The organism is Speluncibacter jeojiensis (assembly GCF_029589495.1).
GTDB classification, from domain to species: Bacteria; Actinomycetota; Actinomycetes; order Mycobacteriales; family Mycobacteriaceae; genus Speluncibacter; species Speluncibacter jeojiensis.
Genome location: NZ_JAAIVF010000001.1, coordinates 1,167,712 through 1,191,922, shown reverse-complemented (window position 1 = coordinate 1,191,922; position 24,211 = coordinate 1,167,712). Strand labels below are relative to the sequence as shown.

Annotated in this window: 19 protein-coding genes; 7 read left to right on the top strand and 12 right to left on the bottom strand. The window is 68.9% G+C overall.

Annotated elements, in window-relative coordinates; translation table 11 throughout:
• Window positions 1–15: 15 nt before the first annotated feature.
• The gene (locus G4X40_RS05185) at window positions 16–612 is read right to left on the bottom strand and encodes a class I SAM-dependent methyltransferase (protein ID WP_408642116.1); all 597 of its coding nucleotides are present in this window, start codon (window positions 610–612) and stop codon (window positions 16–18) included.
• Between the two features lie 225 nt (window positions 613–837).
• Here G4X40_RS05185 and G4X40_RS05180 point away from each other — a divergent pair, with 225 nt between their 5' ends.
• A complete protein-coding gene (locus G4X40_RS05180; protein ID WP_277830610.1) occupies window positions 838–1,629 on the top strand; it encodes a metallophosphoesterase in 792 nt (263 codons plus the stop codon).
• A gap of 43 nt (window positions 1,630–1,672) precedes the next feature.
• On the opposite strand, the gene G4X40_RS05175 is transcribed toward G4X40_RS05180, so the two are convergent.
• From G4X40_RS05175 to G4X40_RS05155, 5 genes are all read right to left on the bottom strand, one after another.
• Window positions 1,673–2,911: an ABC transporter substrate-binding protein gene (locus G4X40_RS05175; protein ID WP_277830609.1), complete on the bottom strand. Its 1,239-nt coding sequence runs from the start codon at window positions 2,909–2,911 to the stop codon at window positions 1,673–1,675.
• 41 nt (window positions 2,912–2,952) lie between these two features.
• A complete protein-coding gene (locus G4X40_RS05170; RefSeq protein ID WP_277830608.1) occupies window positions 2,953–5,295 on the bottom strand; it encodes an arylsulfatase in 2,343 nt (780 codons plus the stop codon).
• Window positions 5,296–5,468: 173 nt separating this feature from the next.
• The gene (locus G4X40_RS05165) at window positions 5,469–6,959 is read right to left on the bottom strand and encodes an MFS transporter (RefSeq protein WP_277830606.1); all 1,491 of its coding nucleotides are present in this window, start codon (window positions 6,957–6,959) and stop codon (window positions 5,469–5,471) included.
• Window positions 6,960–7,107: 148 nt separating this feature from the next.
• On the bottom strand, window positions 7,108–8,754 hold the full coding sequence (locus tag G4X40_RS05160; RefSeq protein WP_277830604.1) for a glycoside hydrolase family 13 protein: 1,647 nt from the start codon (window positions 8,752–8,754) through the stop codon (window positions 7,108–7,110).
• Between the two features lie 33 nt (window positions 8,755–8,787).
• Window positions 8,788–10,290 carry an MFS transporter gene (locus G4X40_RS05155; RefSeq protein ID WP_277830602.1) on the bottom strand — a complete coding sequence of 501 codons (1,503 nt, stop codon included), beginning with the start codon at window positions 10,288–10,290 and terminating at the stop codon, window positions 8,788–8,790.
• 251 nt (window positions 10,291–10,541) lie between these two features.
• Here G4X40_RS05155 and G4X40_RS05150 point away from each other — a divergent pair, with 251 nt between their 5' ends.
• From G4X40_RS05150 to G4X40_RS05135, 4 genes are all read left to right on the top strand, one after another.
• Window positions 10,542–11,192, top strand: a complete 651-nt coding sequence (locus G4X40_RS05150; protein WP_277830600.1) for a TetR/AcrR family transcriptional regulator — start codon at window positions 10,542–10,544, stop codon at window positions 11,190–11,192.
• Between the two features lie 22 nt (window positions 11,193–11,214).
• Window positions 11,215–12,132 carry a TauD/TfdA dioxygenase family protein gene (locus G4X40_RS05145; protein ID WP_277830599.1) on the top strand — a complete coding sequence of 306 codons (918 nt, stop codon included), beginning with the start codon at window positions 11,215–11,217 and terminating at the stop codon, window positions 12,130–12,132.
• Between the two features lie 46 nt (window positions 12,133–12,178).
• On the top strand, window positions 12,179–14,434 hold the full coding sequence (locus G4X40_RS05140) for a DNA polymerase III subunit gamma and tau (RefSeq protein WP_277830598.1): 2,256 nt from the start codon (window positions 12,179–12,181) through the stop codon (window positions 14,432–14,434).
• 90 nt (window positions 14,435–14,524) lie between these two features.
• Entirely contained in the window at window positions 14,525–14,932 is a 408-nt protein-coding gene (locus G4X40_RS05135; protein ID WP_277830596.1) for a YbjQ family protein, read from the top strand.
• Between the two features lie 10 nt (window positions 14,933–14,942).
• Here the strand turns inward: G4X40_RS05135 and G4X40_RS05130 are convergent, their stop codons facing one another.
• From G4X40_RS05130 to G4X40_RS05115, 4 genes are all read right to left on the bottom strand, one after another.
• Complete coding sequence (locus G4X40_RS05130; RefSeq protein WP_277830594.1) at window positions 14,943–15,083, bottom strand: hypothetical protein; 141 nt, start codon at window positions 15,081–15,083, stop codon at window positions 14,943–14,945.
• Window positions 15,084–15,222: 139 nt separating this feature from the next.
• Window positions 15,223–16,236 carry an alpha/beta hydrolase gene (locus G4X40_RS05125; RefSeq protein WP_408642139.1) on the bottom strand — a complete coding sequence of 338 codons (1,014 nt, stop codon included), beginning with the start codon at window positions 16,234–16,236 and terminating at the stop codon, window positions 15,223–15,225.
• A gap of 117 nt (window positions 16,237–16,353) precedes the next feature.
• Entirely contained in the window at window positions 16,354–17,031 is a 678-nt protein-coding gene (locus G4X40_RS05120; protein ID WP_277830592.1) for a phosphatase PAP2 family protein, read from the bottom strand.
• 106 nt (window positions 17,032–17,137) lie between these two features.
• Window positions 17,138–18,466 carry a family 1 glycosylhydrolase gene (locus tag G4X40_RS05115; protein WP_408642115.1) on the bottom strand — a complete coding sequence of 443 codons (1,329 nt, stop codon included), beginning with the start codon at window positions 18,464–18,466 and terminating at the stop codon, window positions 17,138–17,140.
• Window positions 18,467–18,581: 115 nt separating this feature from the next.
• On the opposite strand from G4X40_RS05115, the gene G4X40_RS05110 reads away from it, so the two are divergent.
• Window positions 18,582–18,887, top strand: coding sequence for a hypothetical protein (locus G4X40_RS05110; RefSeq protein WP_277830591.1), 306 nt, complete (start codon window positions 18,582–18,584; stop codon window positions 18,885–18,887).
• Between the two features lie 96 nt (window positions 18,888–18,983).
• Window positions 18,984–21,299: a TPR repeat region-containing protein gene (locus G4X40_RS05105; protein ID WP_277830590.1), complete on the top strand. Its 2,316-nt coding sequence runs from the start codon at window positions 18,984–18,986 to the stop codon at window positions 21,297–21,299.
• 807 nt (window positions 21,300–22,106) lie between these two features.
• Here the strand turns inward: G4X40_RS05105 and G4X40_RS05100 are convergent.
• Together G4X40_RS05100 and G4X40_RS05095 are read right to left on the bottom strand one after the other, a co-directional pair.
• Window positions 22,107–22,808: a dienelactone hydrolase family protein gene (locus G4X40_RS05100; RefSeq protein WP_277830588.1), complete on the bottom strand. Its 702-nt coding sequence runs from the start codon at window positions 22,806–22,808 to the stop codon at window positions 22,107–22,109.
• 99 nt (window positions 22,809–22,907) lie between these two features.
• Window positions 22,908–24,206: a class I SAM-dependent methyltransferase gene (locus G4X40_RS05095; protein ID WP_277830586.1), complete on the bottom strand. Its 1,299-nt coding sequence runs from the start codon at window positions 24,204–24,206 to the stop codon at window positions 22,908–22,910.
• Window positions 24,207–24,211: the final 5 nt, after the last annotated feature.

The window sequence follows — 24,211 nt, the reverse complement described above, 5'->3', positions numbered from 1 at the left end:
CCGCGCGGATCGGGACTATTTGATCATCGTGAACTGTTGGACGTCGATCAGGCCACGGCGGAAGTTCCGCGCGCACCCGGTCAGATACTTCATGTACTTCTCGTAGGTTTCCGCCGAGGCGAGCGCGATCGCTTGCTCACGGTGGTCGGACAGCGACGCGGCCCAGTGGTCGAGTGTGTGGGCGTAGTGGGGTTGGAGCGATTCGATCTTCTGGATCCAGAAACCGTGCTTGCGTCCGGTCTGGGTCACCATTTCGCGGAGCGGAAGCTGACCGCCGGGAAAGATCTCCCTCATGATGAACCGCAGGAACAGGGCGTCCTCGCGCGTGACAGCGATCCCCATGTGCTGGAGATCTTCGCGGGTGTAGGTGGTGATCGAGTGCAGCAGCATCCTGCCGTCGTCCGGCAGGATGCTGCGACACCGCTCGAAGAAGGCGTCGTAGCGTTGCCGACGGAAGTGTTCGAATGCGCCGATGCTGACAATCCGATCCACCGGCTCGTCGAACTCTTCCCAGCCCTGCAACCGGACCTCGGCGTCGCCGGCGATGGGACGACGGCGGTCCCGGCATCGAAATACATCGCCCAGCGTCTTGACAGGATCCGCACAAGGCAACTACATCGATCCGGGCAAACGATGAAACCCGCTGCCCCGGTGGTACTCACGTGCAGGCGAGGAACCTTGAGTCATCCAAAATGGACTTCCTTCGCGAATCGGGCGGGTACGCGTGCTCACTGTCTGACGGCGACGGCCCAACCCTTGCCTTCGGCAACTGCCAGGTGACCGCGCCGCGAATCCGGGTGACAATGGTCGCGAGGGGTGTGTGAAAGAAGGTTCGTGGTGGCCAGTGTCGACGGTCTGTTTCTTCGAACTCCTGCGCGGGTCGCGATCGCGGGAGACTGGCACGCGAACACCGAGTACGGCCTGGACGCGATAGCGCACGCCGCCCGCCGCAGCGCCGACGTGGTCGTCCACCTGGGCGACTTCGGCTACCACTTCATGGACAGCTACCTCGACGCGCTCGACGCGGCGCTGTCCGCGCACGACATGGTGCTGGGCTTCGTCGAGGGCAACCACGAGGACTTCGACTGGCTGCTGGCGCAGCCCATCGCCGACGACGGGCTGCGCTACCTGCGTCCGCGCGTGGTGCACCTGCCCCGCGGGCTGCGGTGGACCTGGGGCGACGTTGAGTGCCTGGCACTCGGCGGCGCCTATTCGATCGACCGGTTCCTGCGGGTGCCCGGCACCTCATGGTGGCCGCAGGAGGTCATCGGCCCCGGCGACGTCGAACTGGTGGTCGGGGCCGGTCGGGCCGACGTCATGTTCTGTCACGACTGCCCGGCCGGAGTCGACGTCCCGGGCATGGCCCGCGACCGGTTCGGCTTCCCCGAGGACGAGCTGGCGGCTTCAGAGGCCAACCGCGACCGGCTGCGGTTCATCGTCGACAACGTGCAGCCGCATCGCCTGTGGCACGGGCACTTTCATCATCGACACCGGGCGATCCTGGAGGGCTCCGACTATCGCACGGTGATCGACGGGCTGGGGCGGGACAAGGAACCGATCGACAACAACATGGTCGTCGTCAAGCTGTCCGAACTCGGCGCGCACCACGCCAGCCGCCGGCTGTCCTAGCCGGCGACCGGCGCGGTCACGGGAATCCAGCGGCCGCGGGAACTCAGCTGCCGTTGGTTGCCGGATGGCCGAACTGGCCGTTCACCAGCGGGCCGGGCTTGATGAACTCGAAGGTCGACGCATCGACGTTCGCCGCGTGGGTGGTGGCGTCGAAGTGGTATCGCGGCAGATATGCCGTCTGCGCATTCTGCTGCACCACAGGAGATTCCAGCGCCGTGGCGAGCTTCGCCGCATCGGTCGTCGTCCCGGCCTGCTTCGCCGCCGAGGCGAGCAGCGGGAAGGCGTCGTAGTTCGCGGCGAGCTCCACCGAACCGGGGATGGCGCCGAGAGAGGCCATCGTGTCGACCATGGTGTTGACGGCCTTGTCGTTCGGGTCGTACACGTTGCTGCGCAGCACCTGGGTGACCATGTTGGCAACCTGCGGGGTGCCGAGCACTCCGTCGGGTGGATTCTTGGTGATCAGGCCGGTCGCCGAGGCGGAGATGCCGCCGATCAGCGGCACGTTCCAGCCCAGTCGCTGCACGTTCTGCAGGATGTAGCCGAGCGAGGCGCCGTAGGCGTCGATGAAGACCGCCGAGGCCCCGGCGTTCTTCAGGGCCTGCAGCTGCGCCGTCATGTCGAGCGCGGTCGCGTCGTAGGACTCGTTGCCGGCCGAGCGCACCCCGGTCTGCTGCAACGCGGACTGCAGCGTGGACCCGATGGTCTCGCCGGAACTCGTGCTGGAGTGGATGATGCCGACCGACTCGTAGCCCTTGCCCTTGGCGTACTGCGCGACGGCGAGGCTGGTCGCGTCCGGGCTCGTGGTCAGGTCGAAGTTCAGCGGGAACTTCTTCGGATCGGAGGTGTCGGCGGTGGGGCTGACGTTGAACGAGAGGATCTTGTTCTGCTTGAGGATCGGCAGCACCGCCGTCGGCACCGACGACGGGCCGGTGTCGAGGAACAGGTCCGGCTTCTGGCCGGAGTTGATCGCCTCGCGGACCTTCGTCACCGCGGTCGTGGCGTCGCCGCCGTCGTCGACGACGGTGATCTCGATCTGCCGTCCGCCGATGCCGCCGGCCTTGTTGATCACCTCGGCACCGGCCTTCGCGGCGAGCACCTCGGTCTGGGCGTTCGCGGTCAACGGGCCGGGACCGCTCAGGCCGGCCGCGAGAAGCACCCGGTACGGGCCGGACGCGGAGTCGGACTGGGCGCCGGACGACGAGCACGCGGCGACCGTCGCCACGGACACGGCGAGCACGGCGAACAGGCCGACAGTCTTTCGATTGAGCGAACTACGGGCCATCTGAGGACCTTTCGGGAGAAGGACGGTGCAGACTGGGACGTTCAGTGGACGGCGAGCGCGATGCGCTGCTGTTCGGCGAGCGGTACCCCGACCCCGCCGGCGGGCAGGTCGACGCGTACGTGGTGCAACGTTCCGGTGAAGGCGAAGCGGCCGCGGTCGGCGAACTCCTCGGCGACCGGGCTGCCCCGGTTCACGCCGATGTCGAACTGCTCGTTCATGCTGAAGATCGCGCGGGTGGTCCGCTCGATGCGGCCCTGCGCGACGACCACGCCGTCGACGGACAGGGTCGCGGTGGCGCCCTTGCCCATTCCGCCACCGTCATAGGCGAATTCGACACTCACCTCGTGGCTGTCCGCGGTCAGCGCGACACCGGACCGCACGAAGGTGTGCCCGCCGCCGCTGAAGTTGTAGCAGAACACCGGTTTCGAGTCGATCACGTACAACGCGAGCCCGCCGAAGCGCCCGCCGACCGAGGCGAGCATGCCCTCGCACGGCTTCCCGTCGGTCTCCAGTGTCGCCGTGAACGTGAAGGACCGGTTGAACAGCGGCGGCGCCGCCTTCTCCGGCAAACCGTTCATGTGCGGGTACAGCGTGATCGACTTGCGGCCGCGCAGCGGGTGCGGCGGACGGTCCTCCGGTGCGGCGTTGCGGGTGACCGTGCGGTCGTCGAGCGGGAGCACCTGGTGCTTGGCGGCCTCGATCAGAAAGCGCGCCTTGAGCTTCTCCAGAATCTCCGGGTGCTCGTCGGCGAGGTCGCGGGACTGCGACCAGTCGACGGTGGTGTCGTAGAGCTCCCAGCGGTCCTCGTCGAGTGGGGGCAGCTGCAGGCCGGGCGTCGCCATCAGCCACGGTGCGCGGTGCAGCGTGACGGCGGTCCAGCCGTGGTGGTAGATGCCGCGGTTGCCGTAGATCTCGAAGTACTGGGTGGTGTGACGGTCGGCGGCGGCGGCGGCGAAGGTGTAGTTCATCGCCACGCCCTCCATCGGCTGCTGCGGCACGCCGTCGACGGTCTGCGGGGCCGGGATGCCGGCGGCCGCGAGGATCGTCGGGGTGATGTCAACGCAGTGATGCCACTGGTGGCGCAGCCCGGTGTCGGTGATTCCCTTGGGCCAGTGCGCGATCAGTCCGTTGCGGGTGCCGCCGTAGTGGGACGCGGCCTGCTTGGTCCACTGGTACGGGGTGTCGAGCGCCATCGCCCAGGAGGCGGGGTAGTGCGGGTAGCTGGTGGGGGTGCCGAGCTCGTCGAAACGTTCGAGCACCTCCGCGGCGGTACTGGTGTAGCCGTTGAGCCCGGCGAGGTAGTTGAACGAGCCCTCCATGCCGCCCTCGGCGGAGGCGCCGTTGTCGCCGACCACGTACAGCACCAGGGTGTTGTCGAGCGTGCCGGACAATTCGAGGTGGTCGATCAGCCGGCCGACCTGGTCGTCGGTGTGCTCGAGGAAGGCGGCGTACAGCTCCATCAACCGCGCGGAGACCTTCTGGTGGTCGCCGTCGAGTTCGTCCCAGTGCGGCAGCCCGGGCGCCCACGGGGCGAGCGCGGTGTCCGCGGGCACGACGCCGAGCTGCTTCTGCTTGGCGAGGGTGAGCTCGCGCTGGCGGTCCCAGCCGTGGTCGAACTCGCCGCGGTACTTGTCGAGGTAGTCGTCGGGCACCTGCAGCGGGGCGTGGCAGGCGCCGAACGGCAGGTAGGCGAACCAGGGCTTGTCGGGATCCATCGTCTGCACCGAGTCGATCCAGGAGATCGTCTGGTCGACGAGGTCCTCGGACAGGTGGTAGCCCTGCTCGGGGGTGCGCGGCGGATCGACGACGGTGAAATCGCGGTAGAGCACCGGCGAGAACTGGTCGGACTCGGCGCCGAGGAAGCCGTAGAAGCGGTCGAAGCCTTCGCGGGTGGGCCAGCGGTCGAACGGCCCGGCCTCGCTGATCTCCCACGTCGGGGTCTGGTGCATCTTGCCGAACGCGCCGGTCGCATAGCCGTTGCCCTGCAGGACCCGGGCGACCGTGGCCGCCGAGGCCGGTCGGGTGCCGTTGTAACCCGGTGCTGCCGTTGCCTGTTCGGCGATGACCCCGAATCCGACGCTGTGATGATTACGGCCGGTGAGCATCGCCGCGCGGGTCGGCGAGCACAGTGCGGTGGTGTGGAACCGGGTGTACTTCACCCCGCCGTCGGCGAGCCGCTCGGCGGTCGGCATCCGGCACGGGCCGCCGAAGGCGGAGGACGCCCCGAACCCGACGTCGTCGAGCAGGACGAGCAGCACGTTGGGCGCGCCGGCGGGCGGGCGGACCGGCTCGGGACGGTGGAACGGTTCGGACTGGTCGCGGTGGTCGACCGCGGGGGCGGGCTGCTGCTGCTCGGCGACGATGGGGATCGAGTGACGGTTCATCTCTGCTCCGTGTCTTGTCCGGGGGATGTTCCGTCACCGTATAAAGCAGCGTCTTAATCAGTCAATAGTGTTGCCGCACAATGGGATATTCCGAAACTGTGCGGAATGCGAAACGGATCCCCGCCCTCCTGTCGGGGAGGGCGGGGATCCGTTCGTCGACGTGCGAACCGACGTCAGCGGGACATGGCGGGCTCGGTGAGCGCGGCGTCGTCACCTTCGCCCTCGACCAGGCCGCCCTGTGCCGGCTTGCGGCCGTGCTTCATGACCAGCGCGATGATCAGGCCGATCACGCCCACGGCGATCGCGACGTAGTAGCCCTGGACGAGCGCCTCGTCCTTGTAGATCACCGAGTGCGTCTTCGGAACGACCATGAGCACCTGCTGCGCCATCACCACGCCGGTGAGGGTGGAGGCGATGCCGCTGGCGAGCAGCGCGAGCATGCCGCCGATGGAGTTGCCGATGCCGCCGAGCTGCTTGGGCAGCGCGTCCTGCACGAGGTTGCTGTTCGAGGAGTGCAGGAAGCCGATCGCGAAGCCGGCGAGGAAGCTGATGCCGCCGATCTGCCACTGGGTGACGGGCAGCGTCGACATCGAGAACATGATGATCAGGAACAGCGCCGCTGAGGCGATCAGCACGTAGCGGGCGCCGATCTTCTTGGACAGGTAGCCGCCGAGCGGGCCGGCGAACATGCCGAGCACGCCCATCGGGAAGGTCCAGATCGCGAAGTCGAGTGCGGAGAGGCCCGCGCCGTAGGTGATGCCCGGCATGTGCGGCATCTCCAGCATGGTCGGGCGGATGATCGCGTCAGCGTTCATCATGTAGGACACGCAGGCGACGGCGAGGACGGTCGGGCCGAACTTGCGGCCGAACAGGATCTTCAGGTCCATCAGCGGGTTCGGGGTGATCCGCTGCCAGACCACGAAGCCGACCAGCATGATCGCGCCGACGGCGAACAGGCCGAGCGTGCCCGCGGACGTCCAGCCCCAGTCCGTGCTCTGCGTCGCGCCGAGCAGGAGCAGGCCGATTCCGGGGCCGAGCAGGACGATGCCGAGGTAGTCGATCGGCTTGTCCACGCGGACATCACTCTCGGGCACGACCGCAACGTAGATCGGCAGCAGCACGACCACATAGATGGCCATGAACCAGAAGATCGACTGCGAGCCGAACGCGTCGATGAGCCAGCCCGCGAGGAACGGTCCGGCCAGGGCGGACATGCCGATGCCGGTGACCACCGCACCGAGCGCGATCGGCACGGTCTCGCGCGGGATGATGTCGCGGACCAGGCTGTAGGAGACACTGACGGCGCCGACCAGCGAGCCCTGCAGGGCCCGTCCGAGCAGCAGCATCCCGAAGCTGCCCGCAGTCGCGGCGATGATGCTGCCGATCACGAAGATCACGGCCAGCGCGACGATGGTGTTCCGCTTGCCCCACTTGTCCGAGGCCTTGCCGACCAGAGGCTGGATGGTCGCACCGACCAACGACACGATGCCGAACACCCAGGCGATGTTCAGCGTGCGGAACTGCGCAGCCAGGTGCGGCAGGTCCGGGATGACGAGCATGAACTCGAAGCTTGCGATCTCGGACAGCAGGATGATCATCGCCAGTACGGCAAAGATCCGGGACTTGGGGACCGGCCCGTGGGCCGGATTCAGGTTGAGCGCCATCGGTTTCCTTCAGAGGCGAGGGGGCCGTCGCGTTTTCGGGCGCGAGGGACCACGCGGGGGTACTTCGGGGGTCGTAGCGGGAAGTGGACGTGACGCTAATCACGCCCGAGTGCGTGACCGCGATCACTCCCGGTGAGTGAGACCGAGATCAGTCCAGCCAGACGGCGCAGTCCGGGGCCAGGGCTGCCTCGCAGGTGAGCGGGGAACTGGCGAGCACCACGCGGCCCTGCGGCAGCGCGACGGGCTCCGGCGACAGGTTGACGACGCAGCGCAGCGCGTCCCCGCGACGGAAGTCGAGCACGTCCGCGGCGGAGGGCTGCCATTCGAGGCCGGCATCGGCGGGCACCGTGCGGCGCAGGCGCAGGGCGCGGCGGTACAGCTCGAGCATCGACGACGGATCTCCGTCCTGGGCGGCGGCGGTGCGCGGCCCCCAGCCGGTCGGCTGCGGCAGCCACGTCTCGGCGCCGCCGTCGGGGCCGAACCCGTACGGGGCGGCGTCGCCGGACCACGGCAGCGGGACCCGGCAGCCGTCGCGTCCCCGCTCGGTGTGCCCGGAACGCTCCCACATCGGGTCGCGGAGGCGGTCGTCGGGAATGTCCTCCACCTCCGGCAGCCCGAGCTCCTCGCCCTGGTAGACGTACACGCCGCCGGGTAGCGCGAACGTGAGCATCATGGCGGCGCGGGCCCGGCGCTCGCCCAGTTCGAGGTCCGCCGGGACATCCCGGACCTGGCTCAGGAACGACACCCGCCTGCCCGTCTGCGGGCGCGCGTACTTCGACAGGTGCCGGATGCCGTCGTGATTGGACAGCACCCAGGTGGGGGCGGCGCCGACGGTGGCGTGCGAGGCGACGGTGCGGTCGACGACCGTGCGCAGCGTCGGACCGTCCCACGGGGACAGCATGAAGTCGAAGTTGAACGCGCTGTGCAGCTCGTCGGGTCGCAGGTAGCGCACCAGCCGGTCGGCGCGGCCCACCCACGCCTCGGCGACGAACACCCGCGGCGGGTCGTAGCCGTCGGCGATCGCCCGCCACGATCGGTAGACGTCGTGGACCTCGTCGCGGTCGAAGTGCGGGTGCTGCGCGGGCGCCGACCCGTCCGCCGGCACGGGGGTGGGGAAGGTCAGGCCGTTCAGGTCCGGCAGCGCCGGATCCTTCGCGAGGGCCTGCGCCACGTCGATCCGGAAGCCGTCGACGCCGCGATCGAACCAGAATCGCAGCGTCTTCTCGAAGTCGGCGCGGACGTCGGCGTTGCGCCAGTCCACATCCGGCTGCTGCGGGGTGAACAGGTGCAGATACCACTGTCCGGGGGTGCCGTCGGCCTCGACGACCCGGGTCCAGGCGGGGCCGCCGAAGGAGCCGGCCCAGTCGTTCGGCGGCTCGTCACCGTTCGTGCCGCGACCGGGCCGGAACAGGAACCGGTCGCGTTCCGGGGAACCGGGGGCGGCGGCGAGCGCCTCCCGGAACCACGGGTGCGCGTCCGACACGTGGTTGGGGACGAGGTCCAGCAGCACCCGGATACCGAGCGCGTGCGCCTCCGCGATCATCGCCTCCGCCTCGGCGAGGGTGCCGAACGCTGGTTCGATGTCGCGGAAGTCGGCGACGTCGTAGCCGGCGTCCGCCATCGGCGACGGATACCACGGGTTCACCCAGATCGCGTCGACGCCCAGCTCCGCCAGATACGGCAGCCGGGAACGGATGCCGGCGATGTCGCCGACACCGTCGCCGTTGCCGTCCGCGAAGCTGCGGATGTACAGCTGGTAGATCGCGGCGGACCGCCACCAATCCGGTGCTGCCACGGGGTGCCCCTCGCCTGTGTCGGTGCGCCGCTGTCAGTGCGCCATCGCGTCCGTGGGTGCGGCGGATGTCTTCTCCCCGCCTTCCCCTTCGCCCTCGACCAGGCCACCCCGTGCCGGCTTGCTGCCGTGCCTCATGACCAGCGCGATGACCAGGCCGACCACGCCGATCGCGACGGCGACGTAGTAACCCTGGGTCAGCGCCTCGTCCTTGTAGATCACGGTGTGTGTGGTCGGGACGACCATGAGCACGTGCTGGGCCATCACCACGCCGGTGACGGCGGTGGCGATGCTCCCGGCGAGCAGTCCGGACATGCCGGCGATGGTGTTGCCGATGCCGCCCTGTTCCTTGGGCAGCGCGTCCTGCGTGAGGTTGCCGTTTGAGGAGTGCAGGAAGCCGATCGCGAAACCGGCGAGGAAGCTGATCGCCGAGATCTGCCACTGGGTGACGGGCAGAGCCGACATCGTGAGCATCACGATCAGGAACAGCACGGCCGAGGCGATCAGCACGTACTTGGCGCCGATCTTCTTGGACAGGTAGCCGCCGAGCGGGCCGGCGAACATGCCGACGACGCCCATCGGGACGGTCCAGATGGCGAAGTCGAGCACCGACAGCCCTGCGCCGTACGAGATGCCCGGCATGTGCGGCATCTCCAGCATGGTCGGCCGGATCATGGAGTCCGCGTTCATCATGTACGAGATGCAGGCGACGGCGAGGACGGTGGGGCCGAACTTGCGGCCGAACAGGATCTTCAGGTCGAGGACCGGGTTCGGGGTCCTTCGCTCCCAGATGACGAAGGCGATCAGCATCACGGCACCGAGCAGGAACAGACCGAGCGTGCCCGCGGCCGACCAGCCCCAGTCGGCGCCCTCGGTCAGCGCCAGCAGCAGCACACCGATGCCCGGGCCGAGCAGCGCGATGCCCAGGTAGTCGACCGGCTTGTCGACGCGGACGTCGCTCTCGGGCACGATCGCGATGTAGATCGGCAGCAGCACGACGACATAGATCGCCATGAACCAGAACACGGACTGCGGACCGAATCCGTCGATGAGCCAACCGGCGATGAACGGTCCGGCGACCGCGGACATGCCGATGCCGGTGACCACCGCGCCGAGCGCGACCGGGACGGTCTCACGCGGGATGATGTCGCGGACCAGGCCGTACGAGACGCCGACGGCGCCGATCAGCGACCCCTGCAGCGCGCGGCCCACCAGCAGCATCGAGAAGTCGGTGGCCAGCGCGCAGAGGACGCTGCCGGCCACGAAGACGACGCTGAGCGCGACGATCGTGTTTTTCTTGCCCCACTTGTCGGACGCCTTGCCGACCAGCGGCTGGATGGTCGCGCCCACGAGCAGCACGATCGTGAACGCCCAGGCGATGTTGAGGGTCCGGAAATGTTGCGCGAGATGTGGCAGGTCCGGGATCACGAGCATGAACTCGAAGCTTGCGATCTCGGACAGCAGGATGATCATCGCCAGCACGGCGAAGATCCGGGACTTGGGGACCGGCCCGTGGACGGGATTCAGGTTGAGCGCCATCGGTTTCCTTCAGAACTGCGTTGCGGGGCCGTCGCGATCCCGGGCGGGACGGTCCACGCGGGCACTTCGGGGGGAAGCTGAAATCGGACGTGACGTTAGGAGCCTTCGCACGGTCGACACCGATCACTCTCGTTGAGTGGGACTTGTGCTGGCGACCGGCCGAGCGTGCGCCTAGTCGCGGCAGATCGAGCGGAATGCCTGTGGACCGCAATACCATTGACGATTAAGTCACTGACTTATACGGTGGTGCCATGCCCAGTTCCGAGGACGCCCGCGGCGCACTGATCGACGTCGCCGAACGACTGTTCGCCGAACGGGGCATCGACGGTGTGTCGATGCGCGACGTCGCGGCCGCCGCAGGCCAGCGCAACAACTCCGCCGTGGCGTATCACTTCGGTGGTCGCGACGGGCTGGTGCTGGCGGTGCTGCGCCGCCGGATGGGCGAGATCAACACGGCCCGGCGCGCGTTGCTCGCCGACGTCGACGCGCGCGGGCGCGGCAACGAGGTGCGGGCGCTGGTCGAGGTGGCGCTGGTGCCGCTCGCCGACTATGTGCGCAGCACCGAGGAGGTCTCGCACTACGCGCAGTTCCTCGCCCGGGTCGCGCCCGCGGTCGACTTCTCGACCGGCGGATTCGCCGACGTCTCGGACGCCAACGCCGAGGTGCTCGCCAGGCTGACCCGCGTGCTCGACCACCTGGACAGACGCACCGCCGTCGAGCGCATCGACCTGATGTTCAGCATGGCCGTCGCCGCCCTCGCGGTCTTCGAGCAGCGCAAGACCGCGGGCATCCCGGTGGTCGCCGCGTCGTTCGACCAGACCGTCGCCCACGTGCTCGACATGTCCGTCGGCGCCCTGCTCGCCCCCGAATCCCGACGCGGCCCCACCCCGCCGTCTTGTTGACCCCGAACCAAGGAGAACGCCCATGTCAGTGCTGACCACCTCCCGAACCGTGGAGATCGGCGACCACACCATCGAGTTCGGCCCGCGCGGCATGCGCCGGCTGGCCGACGGCATGACGGACGCGCCGTACACCACCTTCGACCTGCGGCCGGTCACCCCGTACATCGGCGCCGAGTGCCTCGGCGTGGATCTGCGTGAGCCGAGTGAGGAGCTGATCGTCGAGCTGCGGCGTGCGCTGCTCGAGTGGAAGGTGCTGTTCTTCCGCGACCAGCAGCTGACCGCGCATCAGCACCGGGACTTCGCCGCGCACTGGGGCGAGCTCGAGGTGCACCCGCTGCTGCCCAAGGGCGATCTGCCCGAGGTGGTGCACTTCGACCGCGGCGCCGACAACCCCGGCACCGAGAACATCTGGCACGTCGATGTGACCTGGACCAAGACCCCGCCGCTCGGCTCGGTGCTGCGGGCCCTCGAGGTGCCGCCCGTCGGCGGGGACACCTTGTGGGCCGACATGGGCAACGCCTACGACTGCCTGCCCGACGAGATCAAGGCGCGCATCGACCCGCTCGAGGCCGTGCACGACTTCGTACCGTCGTTCGGGCGGAGCATGGACCCGGAGCGGCTGGCCAAGATGCGTGAGCAGTACCCGCCGGTGCGGCACCCGGTGGTCCGCACGCACCCGGAGACCGGCCGCAAGCTGCTGTTCGTCAACAGCCTGTTCACCACGCACATCGCCGACATCGACCCGGTCGAGGGCGCCGAACTGCTCCGGCTGCTCATCGAGCAGGCGAAGGTGCCGGACTTCCAGTGCCGGCTGCGCTGGCAGCCGGGCACCATCGCCTTCTGGGACAACCGTGCGACCCAGCACTACGCGGCCAGCGACTACTTCCCGCACCGCCGCGTGATGGAGCGGGTGACGGTCCTCGGCGACGTCCCGCGCTGACCGGTTGGCCGAGCCACGTGTCGGGGTGTCCCGGTACCCTCGGCGCGTGGCCCTCTACCGGAAGTATCGACCGGCGACGTTCGCCGAGGTGGTGGGGCAGGAGCATGTCACCGAGCCCCTGAGCACGGCGCTCGAGGCAGGTCGGATCAACCACGCCTACCTCTTCTCCGGACCGCGCGGATGCGGCAAGACGTCGTCGGCGCGCATCCTCGCCCGCTCGCTCAACTGCGTCGAGGGCCCGACGGCCACCCCGTGCGGCACCTGCCGGTCGTGTGTCGCGCTGGGGCCGGGCGGTCCGGGCAACCTCGACGTGATCGAGCTCGACGCGGCCAGTCACGGCGGCGTCGACGACACCCGTGACCTGCGGGACAAGGCCTTCTATGCGCCCGCCGAGTCGCGGTATCGGGTGTTCATCATCGACGAGGCCCACATGGTCACCAGCGCGGGCTTCAACGCGCTGCTGAAGATCGTCGAGGAGCCGCCGGAGCACCTCATCTTCATCTTCGCCACCACCGAGCCGGAGAAGGTGCTGCCGACGATCCGGTCGCGCACCCACCACTATCCGTTCCGGCTGCTGCCGCCGTCGGTCATGCGCGGCCTGCTCGAGAAGATCTGCGCGCAGGAGACCGTGCAGGTCGAGGCGCCGGTGTACCCGCTGGTCATCCGGGCCGGTGGTGGGTCGCCCCGCGACTCGCTGAGCGTGCTCGACCAGCTGCTCGCGGGAGCCGGCGACGAGGGCGTGACGTACGCGCGGGCGCTGGCGCTGCTCGGTGTCACCGACGTCGCGCTGATCGACGACGCCGTGGACGCGCTGGCGGCCGCCGACGCGTCCGCGCTGTTCGGCACCGTCGACCGGGTGATGGAGGCCGGTCACGATCCGCGGCGCTTCGCCACCGACCTGCTCGAGCGGGTGCGCGACCTGATCCTGCTCGAGGCGGTACTCGACGCGGGCGAGCGGGGTCTGGTCGACGCGCCGGGCGACATGCTCGAGCGGATGCGCGAGGAGGTCGCGCACATCGGGCCGGCCACGCTGACCCGCTATGCCGAGGTGCTGCACGCCGGTCTGGGCGAGATGCGCGGTGCCACGGCCCCCCGCCTGCTGCTCGAGGTGATGTGCGCGCGGATGCTGCTGCCCGCCGCCTCGGAGGCGGAATCGGCTGTGCTGCAGCGTCTCGAGCGACTGGAGCGCGGTGTCGCGGTCAATCCGCCGGCCGCGCGGTCGGCCGGTTCCGGGGACGCGGGCGCTGCCGCGGCGGCAGTCCCGGGGGTCCCCGGAACCGCGGCAGCTCCCGCCGCACCGGCGGAGAATCCGAGCGGTCCGGTGTACCAGCGGCCGTCGCAGCGCAAGGCCGCCGCGGACGAGACCGCGACCCCGGCTCGGCCGGCGACTCCGCCGCAGCAGTCGGCCCCGCCGCAACCGGCGGCAGCCCCGGCTCCCGCGGCTCCGGCTCCCGTGGCTCCGGCTCGCGAGGTGTCGGCTCCCGAAACCTCGGCGGCCGCTGCGGAATCGGCGGCCGCCGAGCAGCAGCCGGCCGCGGCACAGCCCGCTCCCGCCCAGCCCGCTGCCGCGGAGCCTGTTGACGAGCGTCCGGCCGTTCCCGCAGAGGTGCCCGAACCCGTCGCCGAACCAGCCGCGGATCTTCAGCCCGCCGCCGGAGGGCCCGAGCCTGCGGCGGAGGGCCCGGACGCGGCGGCGGTGCGGGCCGCATGGTCCGAGGTGCGCGCGCGGGTCCGCCAGGCCAGCCGGGCGCTCGAGGTGATGCTCTCCGGTGCGGTGGTGCGGTCGGTCAGCGGCCAGGTCCTGACGATGAGCCACGATTCGGCGCCGCTCGCCAAGCGGCTCGCCGAACCGCACAATCTCGAGGTGGTCCGCGGGGCGCTCGAGGATGTGTTCGGCGTCGACTGGCAGGTGCAGTTCGAGGTCGGGTCCGGCCCGGCCCCGGCCGGCGGTGCGGGTGCACCCGCGGGACGACAGGGCCAGGCGCGCACCCAGCCGAAGTCACCGCCGCGGTACCAGCGGCCGAGTCGTGCGGCCAAGCCGGCCGATGATGATGCGGCGCAGTCACGTTCGCAGTCTCCTGGAGTTTCGGGTCCGGAAGTCCCGCCGCCGGACGAGCCGGATCTCCCCGACGACCCGTACGACCACATGGGTTCTCCGCCGGTCGACACCGCCGAGGACGAGGAGGCGATGCTCGCGGAGGCCGCAGCCGACACCGGCCGGCCGGTCGAGCGGCGCGACCCGCACGAGGCGAGTATCGAACTGGTCCGGGACGAACTCGGCGGCGTCGTCATCGACGGCTGATCCGTCCGGCTCCGCTTCCGGTTCGATGCCGCCCCGTGTTCGAGATGTTGCCCGGCAGTTGACGACAACCCCGAAAGGCACGTGAATCAGATGCTCGTCGTGACCACCAACGACCTTCCCGGCTGGGAGATCCAGCGGGTGTGCGGAGAGGTGTTCGGGTTGACCGTGCGGTCTCGAAACGCCTTCTCGCAGATGGGTGCCGGGTTCAAGTCGATGTTCGGCGGCGAGTTGCAGGGCATGACCAAGAACCTCGCCGAGAGTCGCAACGAGGCGATGGGCCGGCTCATCGGCGAGGCCGCGTCCCGCGGTGGCAACGCGATTGTGTGCATGCGGTTCGACACCACCGAACTCGGTGACACCTGGACCGAGATCTGCGCCTACGGCACCGCCGTCTATGCGGTGCCGGTCACCGAGGCGGCGAAGCACACTGCGGCGCAACTCGGATACGGGCAACCGCAGGGCCAAGCTCCCGGCCAGCAGCCACCGCAGTACCGCTGAGCCGGATCAGTCAGTCACCGAGTCTGCGCACGTCACGCTTGATGGTCGCGTCACTGAGCAACAGTCCGAGCCCGAGGCCGAGCGCGCTGCTGCCGAGGCCGAGTCCGATGCCGATGACACTGCTGCCGAGGCCGAGGACGAGTCCTAGCATGATGTCCTACCTCCTGTGGGGGCTTCGCCGTACTGGGGAAGCCCCCCGGGTTCTTCTGTGGAGCACCTTCCATTCTGGACCCGGCATCGGGTGAGGAGTAGGTCCCCGAGGGTGGGAGTTACGCACCCTCGGTCCGGGCTCAGGCGCCGATCGACGCCGCGAGCAGAGGCCAGGACCGGTGCAGGTCGTCCTGCCAGTAGCCCCACGAGTGGGTGCCGGGCGTGTCGACGCTGACGGTGGCGGGGATGTGCAGGGCACTCAGCTTCGCGGCGAGCTGGCGCGTGCACTGGTCGACGGCCGCCTCGATGGCACCGCCGACGGCCATCTGGTCGGCCAACGCGACCGGGCTGCCCTCCAGACCGGGGCCACCGAGATTGTCGTGCGGTCCAGGCAATCCGGTGCGGCTCGAAATGTACAGGGCCAGCCCGCGCAAGCGGTCGGCGTGCAGGTACGCGTCGTTGGCCGCCCAGTCGGGACCGGACTGCGGGCCCCACATGTTCGCGGTGTCGCCGCCGCCGACGCCGACGACCAGATCGACATACTGCTGGCCGGGCGGGGTGCTGGTCGCAGCGCAGCCGCTGTAGGCGCCTACCCCCTGGTACAGCCCGGGAGCCTGTTCGGCGAGTGCGAGCACCGCACTGCCCGAGGTCGACAGCCCCGCGATCGCGTTACGGCCGTCGGCGCCGAGCGTCGCGTTCATGATCGGCGGCAGTTCACGGGTCAGGAAGGTGGTCCACTTGTTGACGCCCAGCACGGGATCGGGTCGGAGCCAGTCGGTGTAGTAGGTGAACCGTCCGCCGATCGGCGTGATCACGTTGACGTTCTTGTCGGCGAAGAAGGACAGCACGTCGGATTGGGAGTGCCAGTTGGCGCTGTCCTCGCCGCCGCCGGCTCCGTTGAGCAGATACAGCGACGGGCGCGCCGCCGACGTGTTCGCCGGGCGGATCACCTTGAACTCGATCGTGCGCCGCATGGCCGCCGAGTACACGTAGACGTTCCACTGCCGGGCATCCAGCTTGTCGATGTGGTCCAGATGCGAGCCGTCGCCGGTCGCGGCGGCCGCGGGTGCGGCCAGCGTCAGCGAGGCGCCGGTCAGCGCGGCGGCGACGGCCAGCGCACACGTCCCGAGCCACCGCCGGGCCGGCGCCGTCACTCGGTCACGAGCCGATCTGTTGCTGGGCACGGCATCACTTCCCTCGTGGACCCCCGTGGTCCCACGGTAGAAGACGTGCCACCGGCCGCGGCGGAAAACGCCGGAGGCCGGATCGGATCAGTCTCCGACGCCCGCGGGATCGACCCGGTGCGCCGCGGCCTCGGAGCCGTCGCGGTCGGGGGCGCCGAGGACCGGCTGCAGCGGTCCGCCGCGCATACGGTCGACCAGCCCGGTCGCGTAGCGCTGCGCGAGCAGGGTGACCGCCAGGCTGACGAGCACGCCGACCAACAGCCCGACCAGCACGTCGTGCGGATAGTGCGCGCCGACGTAGACGCGGGAGAAGCCCATCAGCAGTGCCGCGATCGCCGACACCACGCCGAGCCGGATGCTCGCGAAGAACAGGGACACCGTGACCGCCGCAACCACCACGGAGTGGTTGCTCGGGAAGGAGTAGTCGCTCAACGGCGGGCACTTCTCGATCAGGAACGTGCCGGGGTAGGCGTAGCAGGGCCGAGCCTCGGCCACCACCGACTTGATCGCATCGTTGATCACGTACGCCACCACCGCGCTGACCGGCGCGGCGATCAGCGCGGTCATCACCGACGACCGCGCCGAGCGGGCGATCCACCAGCCGATCACGATGAACACCGCGAACAACACGACACCGATGCTGGTGTAGACGTTCATGAACCCGTTGAGCCAGCTCGTGTCATGCGCGAAGCGGGTGGTGTCGAGGTACCAGGAACCGTCGATGGTCGATCCGTCGAACGCCAGGTCGGTGATGATGTCGGCCACGCGGGGTCAGCTTCCTGTCGAGGGGAGGCCGGGCAGGGGCCGGCGTCACGGTCGCATCCGAAAATACTCGACGGACCTGGCAGCCGCCGACGTCCTCAGCGGGCTCTCAGCCGGTGACCGGGTGCAGGCAGCTCTCCGGCGGGTCGACCAGCGAGCACGGGGCCGGCGCGCGCGTCGGCCGGTAGCCGGTCGGGACGCCCCCGGCCCGGGTGATCGCGGTGTACGCGGGCACCGCGTCGGTGGGACGGCGGGTCAGGGTGGGGTCGGTGAGCACGTCGACGGTGTAGAGGCCGAAGCGGGGGCGGTAGCTGCCCCACTCGTAGTTGTCGGTGACGCTCCAGTAGTTGTAGCCGATCAGGTTCATCCCGGCGGCCTTCGCGCGCTGGAGCCAGTAGACGGTGTCGCGCAGGTTGTCGGCGCGGGTGTAGCCGTCCGGCCGGGGTGCGCCGTTGTCGGTCGGCATGCCGTTCTCGACGACATACAGTGGCTTGCCCGGGAACTTGCGGGCATAGAAGCCCAGTGCGTAGTAGATGCCCTCGAGCTGCAGCGTCGCCTTCCAGGGCTGTCCGGTCAGCGCGGCCACCGCGGACAGCGGATCGGTCAGCGAGGCGCCGTAGTAGTAGTCGATGCCGACGAAATCGAGCCGGGAGGCGATCCGGTCCTCGAACAGCCGGTCGGCCGCGGCCTCGGCACCGGTGATGTACGCGACGTTGCTGGTGACCATCGCGCGCGGCTGCACCCGGTGGATGTAGTCGTAGATCCCGTCGTGCGCGGCGACGAGCCGGTCGAGCATCGCGGGTGCGTCCGTCGGCGCGATTCCGCCGTTGCGCAATTCCATGCCCACGTAGGCGGTCGGCTCGTTGATCGTCACCCACAGCGGGTCGTCGCCTGCGTACCGGTCGACGACCTTGCGGGCGTTGATGACCCAGTCGTCGACCATGCCGGGGTTGCGCCAGCCGCCGCGGTCGACCTCCCAACCGGGATAGACCCAGTGATCGAGGGTGATCATCGGCCGCATGCCGGACGCACGGATGTCGTCGATGACGTTGTCGTAGAAGCGGAATGCGTCCTCATCCCACACGTCCGGTCGGGGTTCGATCCGCGCCCACTCCACGCTGATGCGATACACCTTGACGCCCAGGCCCTTCGCTCGTGCGATGTCGGCGGCGTAGCGGTGCCGGAAGTCCACGGAGTTGCGGTACGGGTCCTCGGACCGGCCTTGGGCGATGTAGCGTGTCCAGTTGCTGTCGGGCGCGTAGCCCTCCGACTGGAAGCCGGAACTGGCGACGCCCCAGAGGAAGTCGTGGCCCAGCGGGGGCAGGGCCGTCGCGGGCGAGGCGGCGGCGGGCGCCGTGACACCCAGGCAGAGCGCCAGGGCGGCGACGAGCGTCGGCAACACCACTCTGGGGCGACGATACGATCCGGCTTCGTTCACGACGGGCTCCTGCCGCTTCGCGGGCACCTTCTCGAGTGAGTATGTGCTACCGCTAGGCTCTACGGTCGGTTGTTCAATAGGTTTGTTTGTTCAACATCAGGGGTGGGGTTTCTCGGTGGGCGATAAGACGCTGCAGGTCGATCGGGACGTGTTGCAGGGGTTGTCGAATGTGTTGGCGGCGATCGCGGAGACGGTGAAGGGTTTGCCGTCGACCGGGTTGTTCGAGCCGGCGGCGAAGTGGGTCGGTGTGTCGGCGGTCGGGGCGGCGGGTAAGGAGATCGACGGTGTCGTGGGCGCCGCGGTGGGGCTGATGCGCGGGCGGGTCTCGGACATGTCGCAGATCGCCGCGCAGAATCGTGACGACTACGCGGCCGCGGAGGCACGGTTCGAGGCCGAGTTGCGTAAGCTGCGGGGTGCCTGATGCGGCCGAGTATCGCGCAGTTGCAGATCAATTGGGATCCGGTCGATCGGGCCGCGGACGGGTGGAAGGGTCAGGCCGCCGATGCGGCCGCGGAGCGTGCCTAACGGCGAGAAGATCGCGGGCATCACCCTGGCCGATGCGATCCTGGTGGTCGGCGGGGCGCTCGACCGGGCGGCTGCGACGCTGGGGCCGTTGCGGCAGCAGGCGTTGAGCATCGTGGACGCGGCCGAAGCGGTCGGGTGCGCGGTTGCCGACACGGGAGCCGTGACCGCGCCGACACCGCAGACCGCCCGCGGCGCGCTGGCCGTGCAGGCGCAGCTGCTGCTCGACAACCCGGCCGCGGCGCAGTCGTTGTGCAACACGGCCGCCGCGCAGTATGCCGAGCGGCTCACTCACGCGCTGGATCTGCTTGATCAGCAGGACACGGCGGCGGGTGTGGAGATCGGTAAGGCGCTGCAGGCGTTGACGCAGACCTCGCGATTCGAGAAGGTCACGGCGGTTGCGGCACCGAATCTCAGTGCGGAGCAAGGCAAGCGAGACTTCGAGGCGCTCGCGTCCGGGAACCTGTCGCCGCAGGAGCGCCGCGCCATCGAGGAACGGCTCGCGCAGGCGCAGCTCACGTCGAGCCAGAACGAGGACCGGCGAAACGCGGTCGGAGACCGGCCGGCGTTGGTACTGCCGGCCGGGCAGTTCGACTATCTCAAGTCGTTCTATGCGTCGGCCGGCAAGGACGGACTGCTTTCGCTCGACGACAAGCTCGGTCAGGGGCCGACGATTCACGGGGAGAGCCCTAACCAGATCATCAGGTCGAACATCGCCAGTGGGTTGTTCACGCTGTCGTCGCCGAATGTGGGCTCGTCCAGTGGTGAGACCGGCGGGATGGGCCAGCTGCCGAAATCGGTGCAGGACTTGGTGGGCCCGGGTGTTTCCCGTACGACGATGGGTGCGGCGTCGGGGTTTCCGGTGTCGGTGACAGAGATCACGAATGTCGACCAGGTGCGTCAGTTCGCGGGCCTGCTGGATACGGCGGATCCGTCGGTGCAGCAGGGCAGTCAGCTCAGCGCGTCGCTGGTGACCAAGGCGTCGGAACTCGCACGGTACGAGCCGGAGTTTCAGCAGAAGCTGCCCACCACGTTGATCGAGGACAGTCGTGGCGTGCCGGTCGGCACGGGCATGCTCAACGACACGATCGCCGAGCTCACGCAGGTCGGCGGCCGTGATCACCTGGCCGATGCCGCGCTGTTGACCGGCAAGGGGATGCCGGCGGGGTATGACCCGTCGGCGACGATGTATGCGCTCACGCACAATGAGTGGCAGACCGATGCGGGTACGAAGGCGAAGAATTCGTTGTGGTCGTGGATCGGTGGGGACATTCAGACGCCGGGGCCGGTGGGGGACAACGCGCGGTCGGCGTTCGCGGGGCTGCCGGGGGTGTTCGCGCCGACGCAGGGCCATGTCGGTGACGGTGCGTTGGTGACGATGTCCGGTGGCACGTCGTATGTGCAGGGGTTCAACGAGGATTTCGCGGAGCATCCCGAGTATGCGACGTCGATGAGCCGGTTGCTCGGTTCGCATCTGGATGTACTGGCGGGGCCGGGTGCGCCCCTCGGTTTCGAGAAGCCGTCGAGCACCGAGCCGAGCTCAGGTGCGGTTCAGTTGAATGTCGTTGACGGAAACCGGCTGTTGATGCTCGCCAGCGAGTCCGGTCAGGGGCGTATCACGCTCGAGAGTGCGCAGGGCATCGCGCAGCAGCAGCTGCTTGGTCAGGCCGTGCGAGAGGGGGGTGCAGATCCTTCGGTTTGGCTGCGCGACAATGCTGGTCACTTGCCGGACCTGTCGGCGCGCATCGACGTAGCCGGGCAGAACGCGATCACGTTCCAGAACACGCAGCAGGCGACCGAGTACAACGACCATCAGATCTCGGTGCACGATGCGAAGGTCAAAGCACTGGAGATCGCGGGTTCGGTGCTCACCGCGCCGTTGGAGGTCTCTGAGGCGGTGCCCGGCGCGGGAATGCTGGGCGCTGGGCTGGACGCGGGAAAGGAAGCGCTGACCAGTTCGCTTATCGAGCAGGCGGTCAACGACCCAGACCTGCACAGTGTGACTGTTGCACAGCCCGATCAGATGGCCGTTGTCAAACAGAACGAGTTGATGACCCAGGCGCTGCGCGCGTACGACCAGAACGGGCAGGTTCCTGCCGGACTACATGATGGTGATGCGCAGATTGACTTTTCGAGAGACTCGATGCCCGGCCGTTCGCGGGATGCTCGGGAGTTCTTGGATGACCGGGGCATCTACGCCTGGATCAACGAATACCAGCAGGATTACGCGTCGAAGCTGCAGTCAATCCCGCAGACAAATGATGAACTGGCGTCGCTTCTCGGCGGCGGATACGTGCCGAGGTCGAGTTGATGGGCGCGCGCAGGGTGTTTCACACGAAATTGCTTGGTGCCGCAGCGGCCGCTGGCATCATCATCGCGGCTGTAGGTGGGTGCGGGGCGGGACAGCAGGACTCACCGGGCGGTACACCGACGGCCTCACCGTCCGTGCGGTATCCCGCTCTGCACAACGGTTGGGATGTCTCCAGCGCGATACCGCAAGCGGAGGCCGAGGCCGCACGTTTCGCGGCAGAGACCACGGCGATGCTGGCTCAAGGCCGGTCGGACATCGGGGCGGCGCGCGCCGTTCGCTCGAGAATCGCGCCTCGGCTAGATGAGTGGCTCAGTGATCTGAGCACCATTCGGCAAACTCGGAACCACACGGGTGGTGAACTCTTCCGCGCTGTGTCGGCGACGCCGATGGGTGGCGGAAGCGCGCACAACGTGACGATCTGCATCTATCCGACACCTGGTGAGTATGCCGTATTCCCCGACGGGGAACTGGAGGGGCTGTCTGGAACCGGGGCCTTCTGGTTTGCGTTCGACTCGACGGTTCAGCTGACGACAGGGCCTGCAGCGGACGGGAGTACCTCGGAGACCCCGCGCCGGCTTCTGGTCGATTCGGGACGGGCGGGCTCTTCGGCGCAGGAACGGGCTGATCAGCAAGCGCACTGTGAAAAGTACGCGCCGGATCCGTTGGTGCAGCACCCGCCGGCGCCGTTGTCGCCGCGGTGATGCGCCTATCCGCACACAGGTAGGCCGGGCTTCGGGTAGATGCCGGATCTGTGCCGACTTGTGTGGGGAAAAGCGCGCGACGACGGCACGCCGCGGCTCTCGTCGCTCACGCCCGCAGGTGGTCCGCGAAGAACTCTCGCGTGCGAATCCAGGCGTCCTCGGCCGCGTCGGCGACGTGCCGCGGGGAGTCGGGATCGGTCGCGAACGCGTGGCCGGCATCCGCGTAGCGCACGATCTGGGTCGGCGCGTTCACCGGTTCGAGCGCCGTACGCAACTCCTCTACCTGGTCGATCGGGATCGACTTGTCGAGGTCGCCGTACAGCCCGAGCCACGGCACGCGGACCTTGGCGGCCAGTTCGAGTCCGGACGGTATCCCGCGCCAGCGTGACTTCGCGATGCCGCTGCCGTAGAACGTGACCGCCGCGTCGACGTGCGCGCTCGCCGCGGCCCACAGGGCGATGGTGCCGCCCATGCAGAACCCGACGATGCCGACCTGTCGCACCCCCTGCGCGTGCACGTAGTCGATCGCCGCGTTCACGTCGGCGGAGATGCCGGACCCGGTCAGCCCCTGCAGGAGCGGGCGGGCGCGCTGGAAGTCGTGGTCCTCGACGACCGGATCGCCCTGCCGGTGGTACAGGTGCGGGGCAACAGCCAGGTAGCCCTCGGCCGCCAGCGGTCCGGTGAGGCCTGCGAGGTGGCGGGTGATGCCCCATGCCTCCTGGATGACCACGATCCCGGCCCGGATGTCCCCGGTGGGCCGGCTGAAGGTCAACGGAGTGCCCTCGTGCTCGGTGCGTTCGATAGTCACCCGCACATCATGCTCCGAACCCGCCCCGCACGGCGGATGTGACACGGCCCCGGACGCGGAAGGCGCGTCCGGGGCCGTGATCGGTCTTCTTGTCGGAGCTCAGCGGCTCCACCAGGGCCGCAGCGGCACCTGGGCGTCGCCGTCCTCGCCGGGCTTGACCGCAAGCACCTGGTGCAGCTGGATCCCGTTGCGCTCGAAGCCGAGTCGCGAGCCGGCCATGTACAGTCCCCACACCCGCGCGGTGCCCTCGCCGACCTCGTTCACGCAGAAGTCCCAGTTCTCGACCAGGTTCCGGCACCAGTCACGCAGGGTCAGCGCGTAGTGCTCGCGCAGGTTCTCCTCGTGGCGGACATCGAAGCCGATGTTCTGCATCTCGGTGATGATCCGGCCCGAGCCGGTCAGCTCACCGTCCGGGAACACGTACCGATCGATGAAAGCGCCGGCCTTGACCTTGGCGTGGTTGTCCGGCCGGGTGATGCAGTGGTTCAGCAGGCGACCGCCCGGGCGCAACCGGTCGAACAGCGTCGCGAAGTACGACGGGTAGTTCGCCACGCCGATGTGCTCGGTCATGCCGATCGAGGAGATGCAGTCGAATCCGCGCTCGGGCACGTCGCGGTAGTCGGAGAAGCGCACCTCGGCGAGCTCACTCAGGCCCTCGTCGGCGATGGCCTTCTGCGCCCACTCGGCCTGCTCGCGGGACAGCGTCGCGCCGATCACCTTCACCCCGCGACGGGCCGCGAACCGGACCATCCCGCCCCAGCCGCAGCCGACGTCGAGCAGTCGCATGCCCGACTCCAGTCCCAGCTTGTCGAAGACCAACTGGTACTTGGCCTCCTGTGCCTCCTCGAGAGTGGAGTCGGCCGTCGGGTAGGCCGCGCAGGTGTAGGTCATCGACGGCCCGAGCACCTTCTCGTAGAAGGCGTTCGAGACGTCGTAGTGGTGATGGATCGACTCGGCGTCGCGGGTCTTGGAGTGCCGCAGACCCTCGGCGACGCGCCGCCAGCGGGGCAGGGTCTCCTGCGGGGGCGGGGCGATCGGGCGCAGGCGCTCCCAGCCCAGCGAACGCATGATGCTCGCGACCGTCATGGCCGGCGGGCGGTGCAGGTGCATGTCCTCGCTGAGCACCTTGAACAGCTCGTAGGGGTCGCCGGGGTGCACGCCGGTGATGTCGAGATCGCCCGAGACATAGGCGCGGGCCATACCCAGATCGCCTGGGGCGGTGGCGATGTAGGTCGCGCCACGCGGCGTCTTCAGATCGAGGCCGTAGGGGGCGTCGTCGGGTCCGGTGCTGCTGCCGTCGTACGCGGTGAACCGCAGCGGCATCTCGCCCCGCGTGAGCACGTCGATGATCTCGGCCAGCGACATCTTGCCGGGGGTGGTGGGGGTGGTGGTGTTCATGGAGG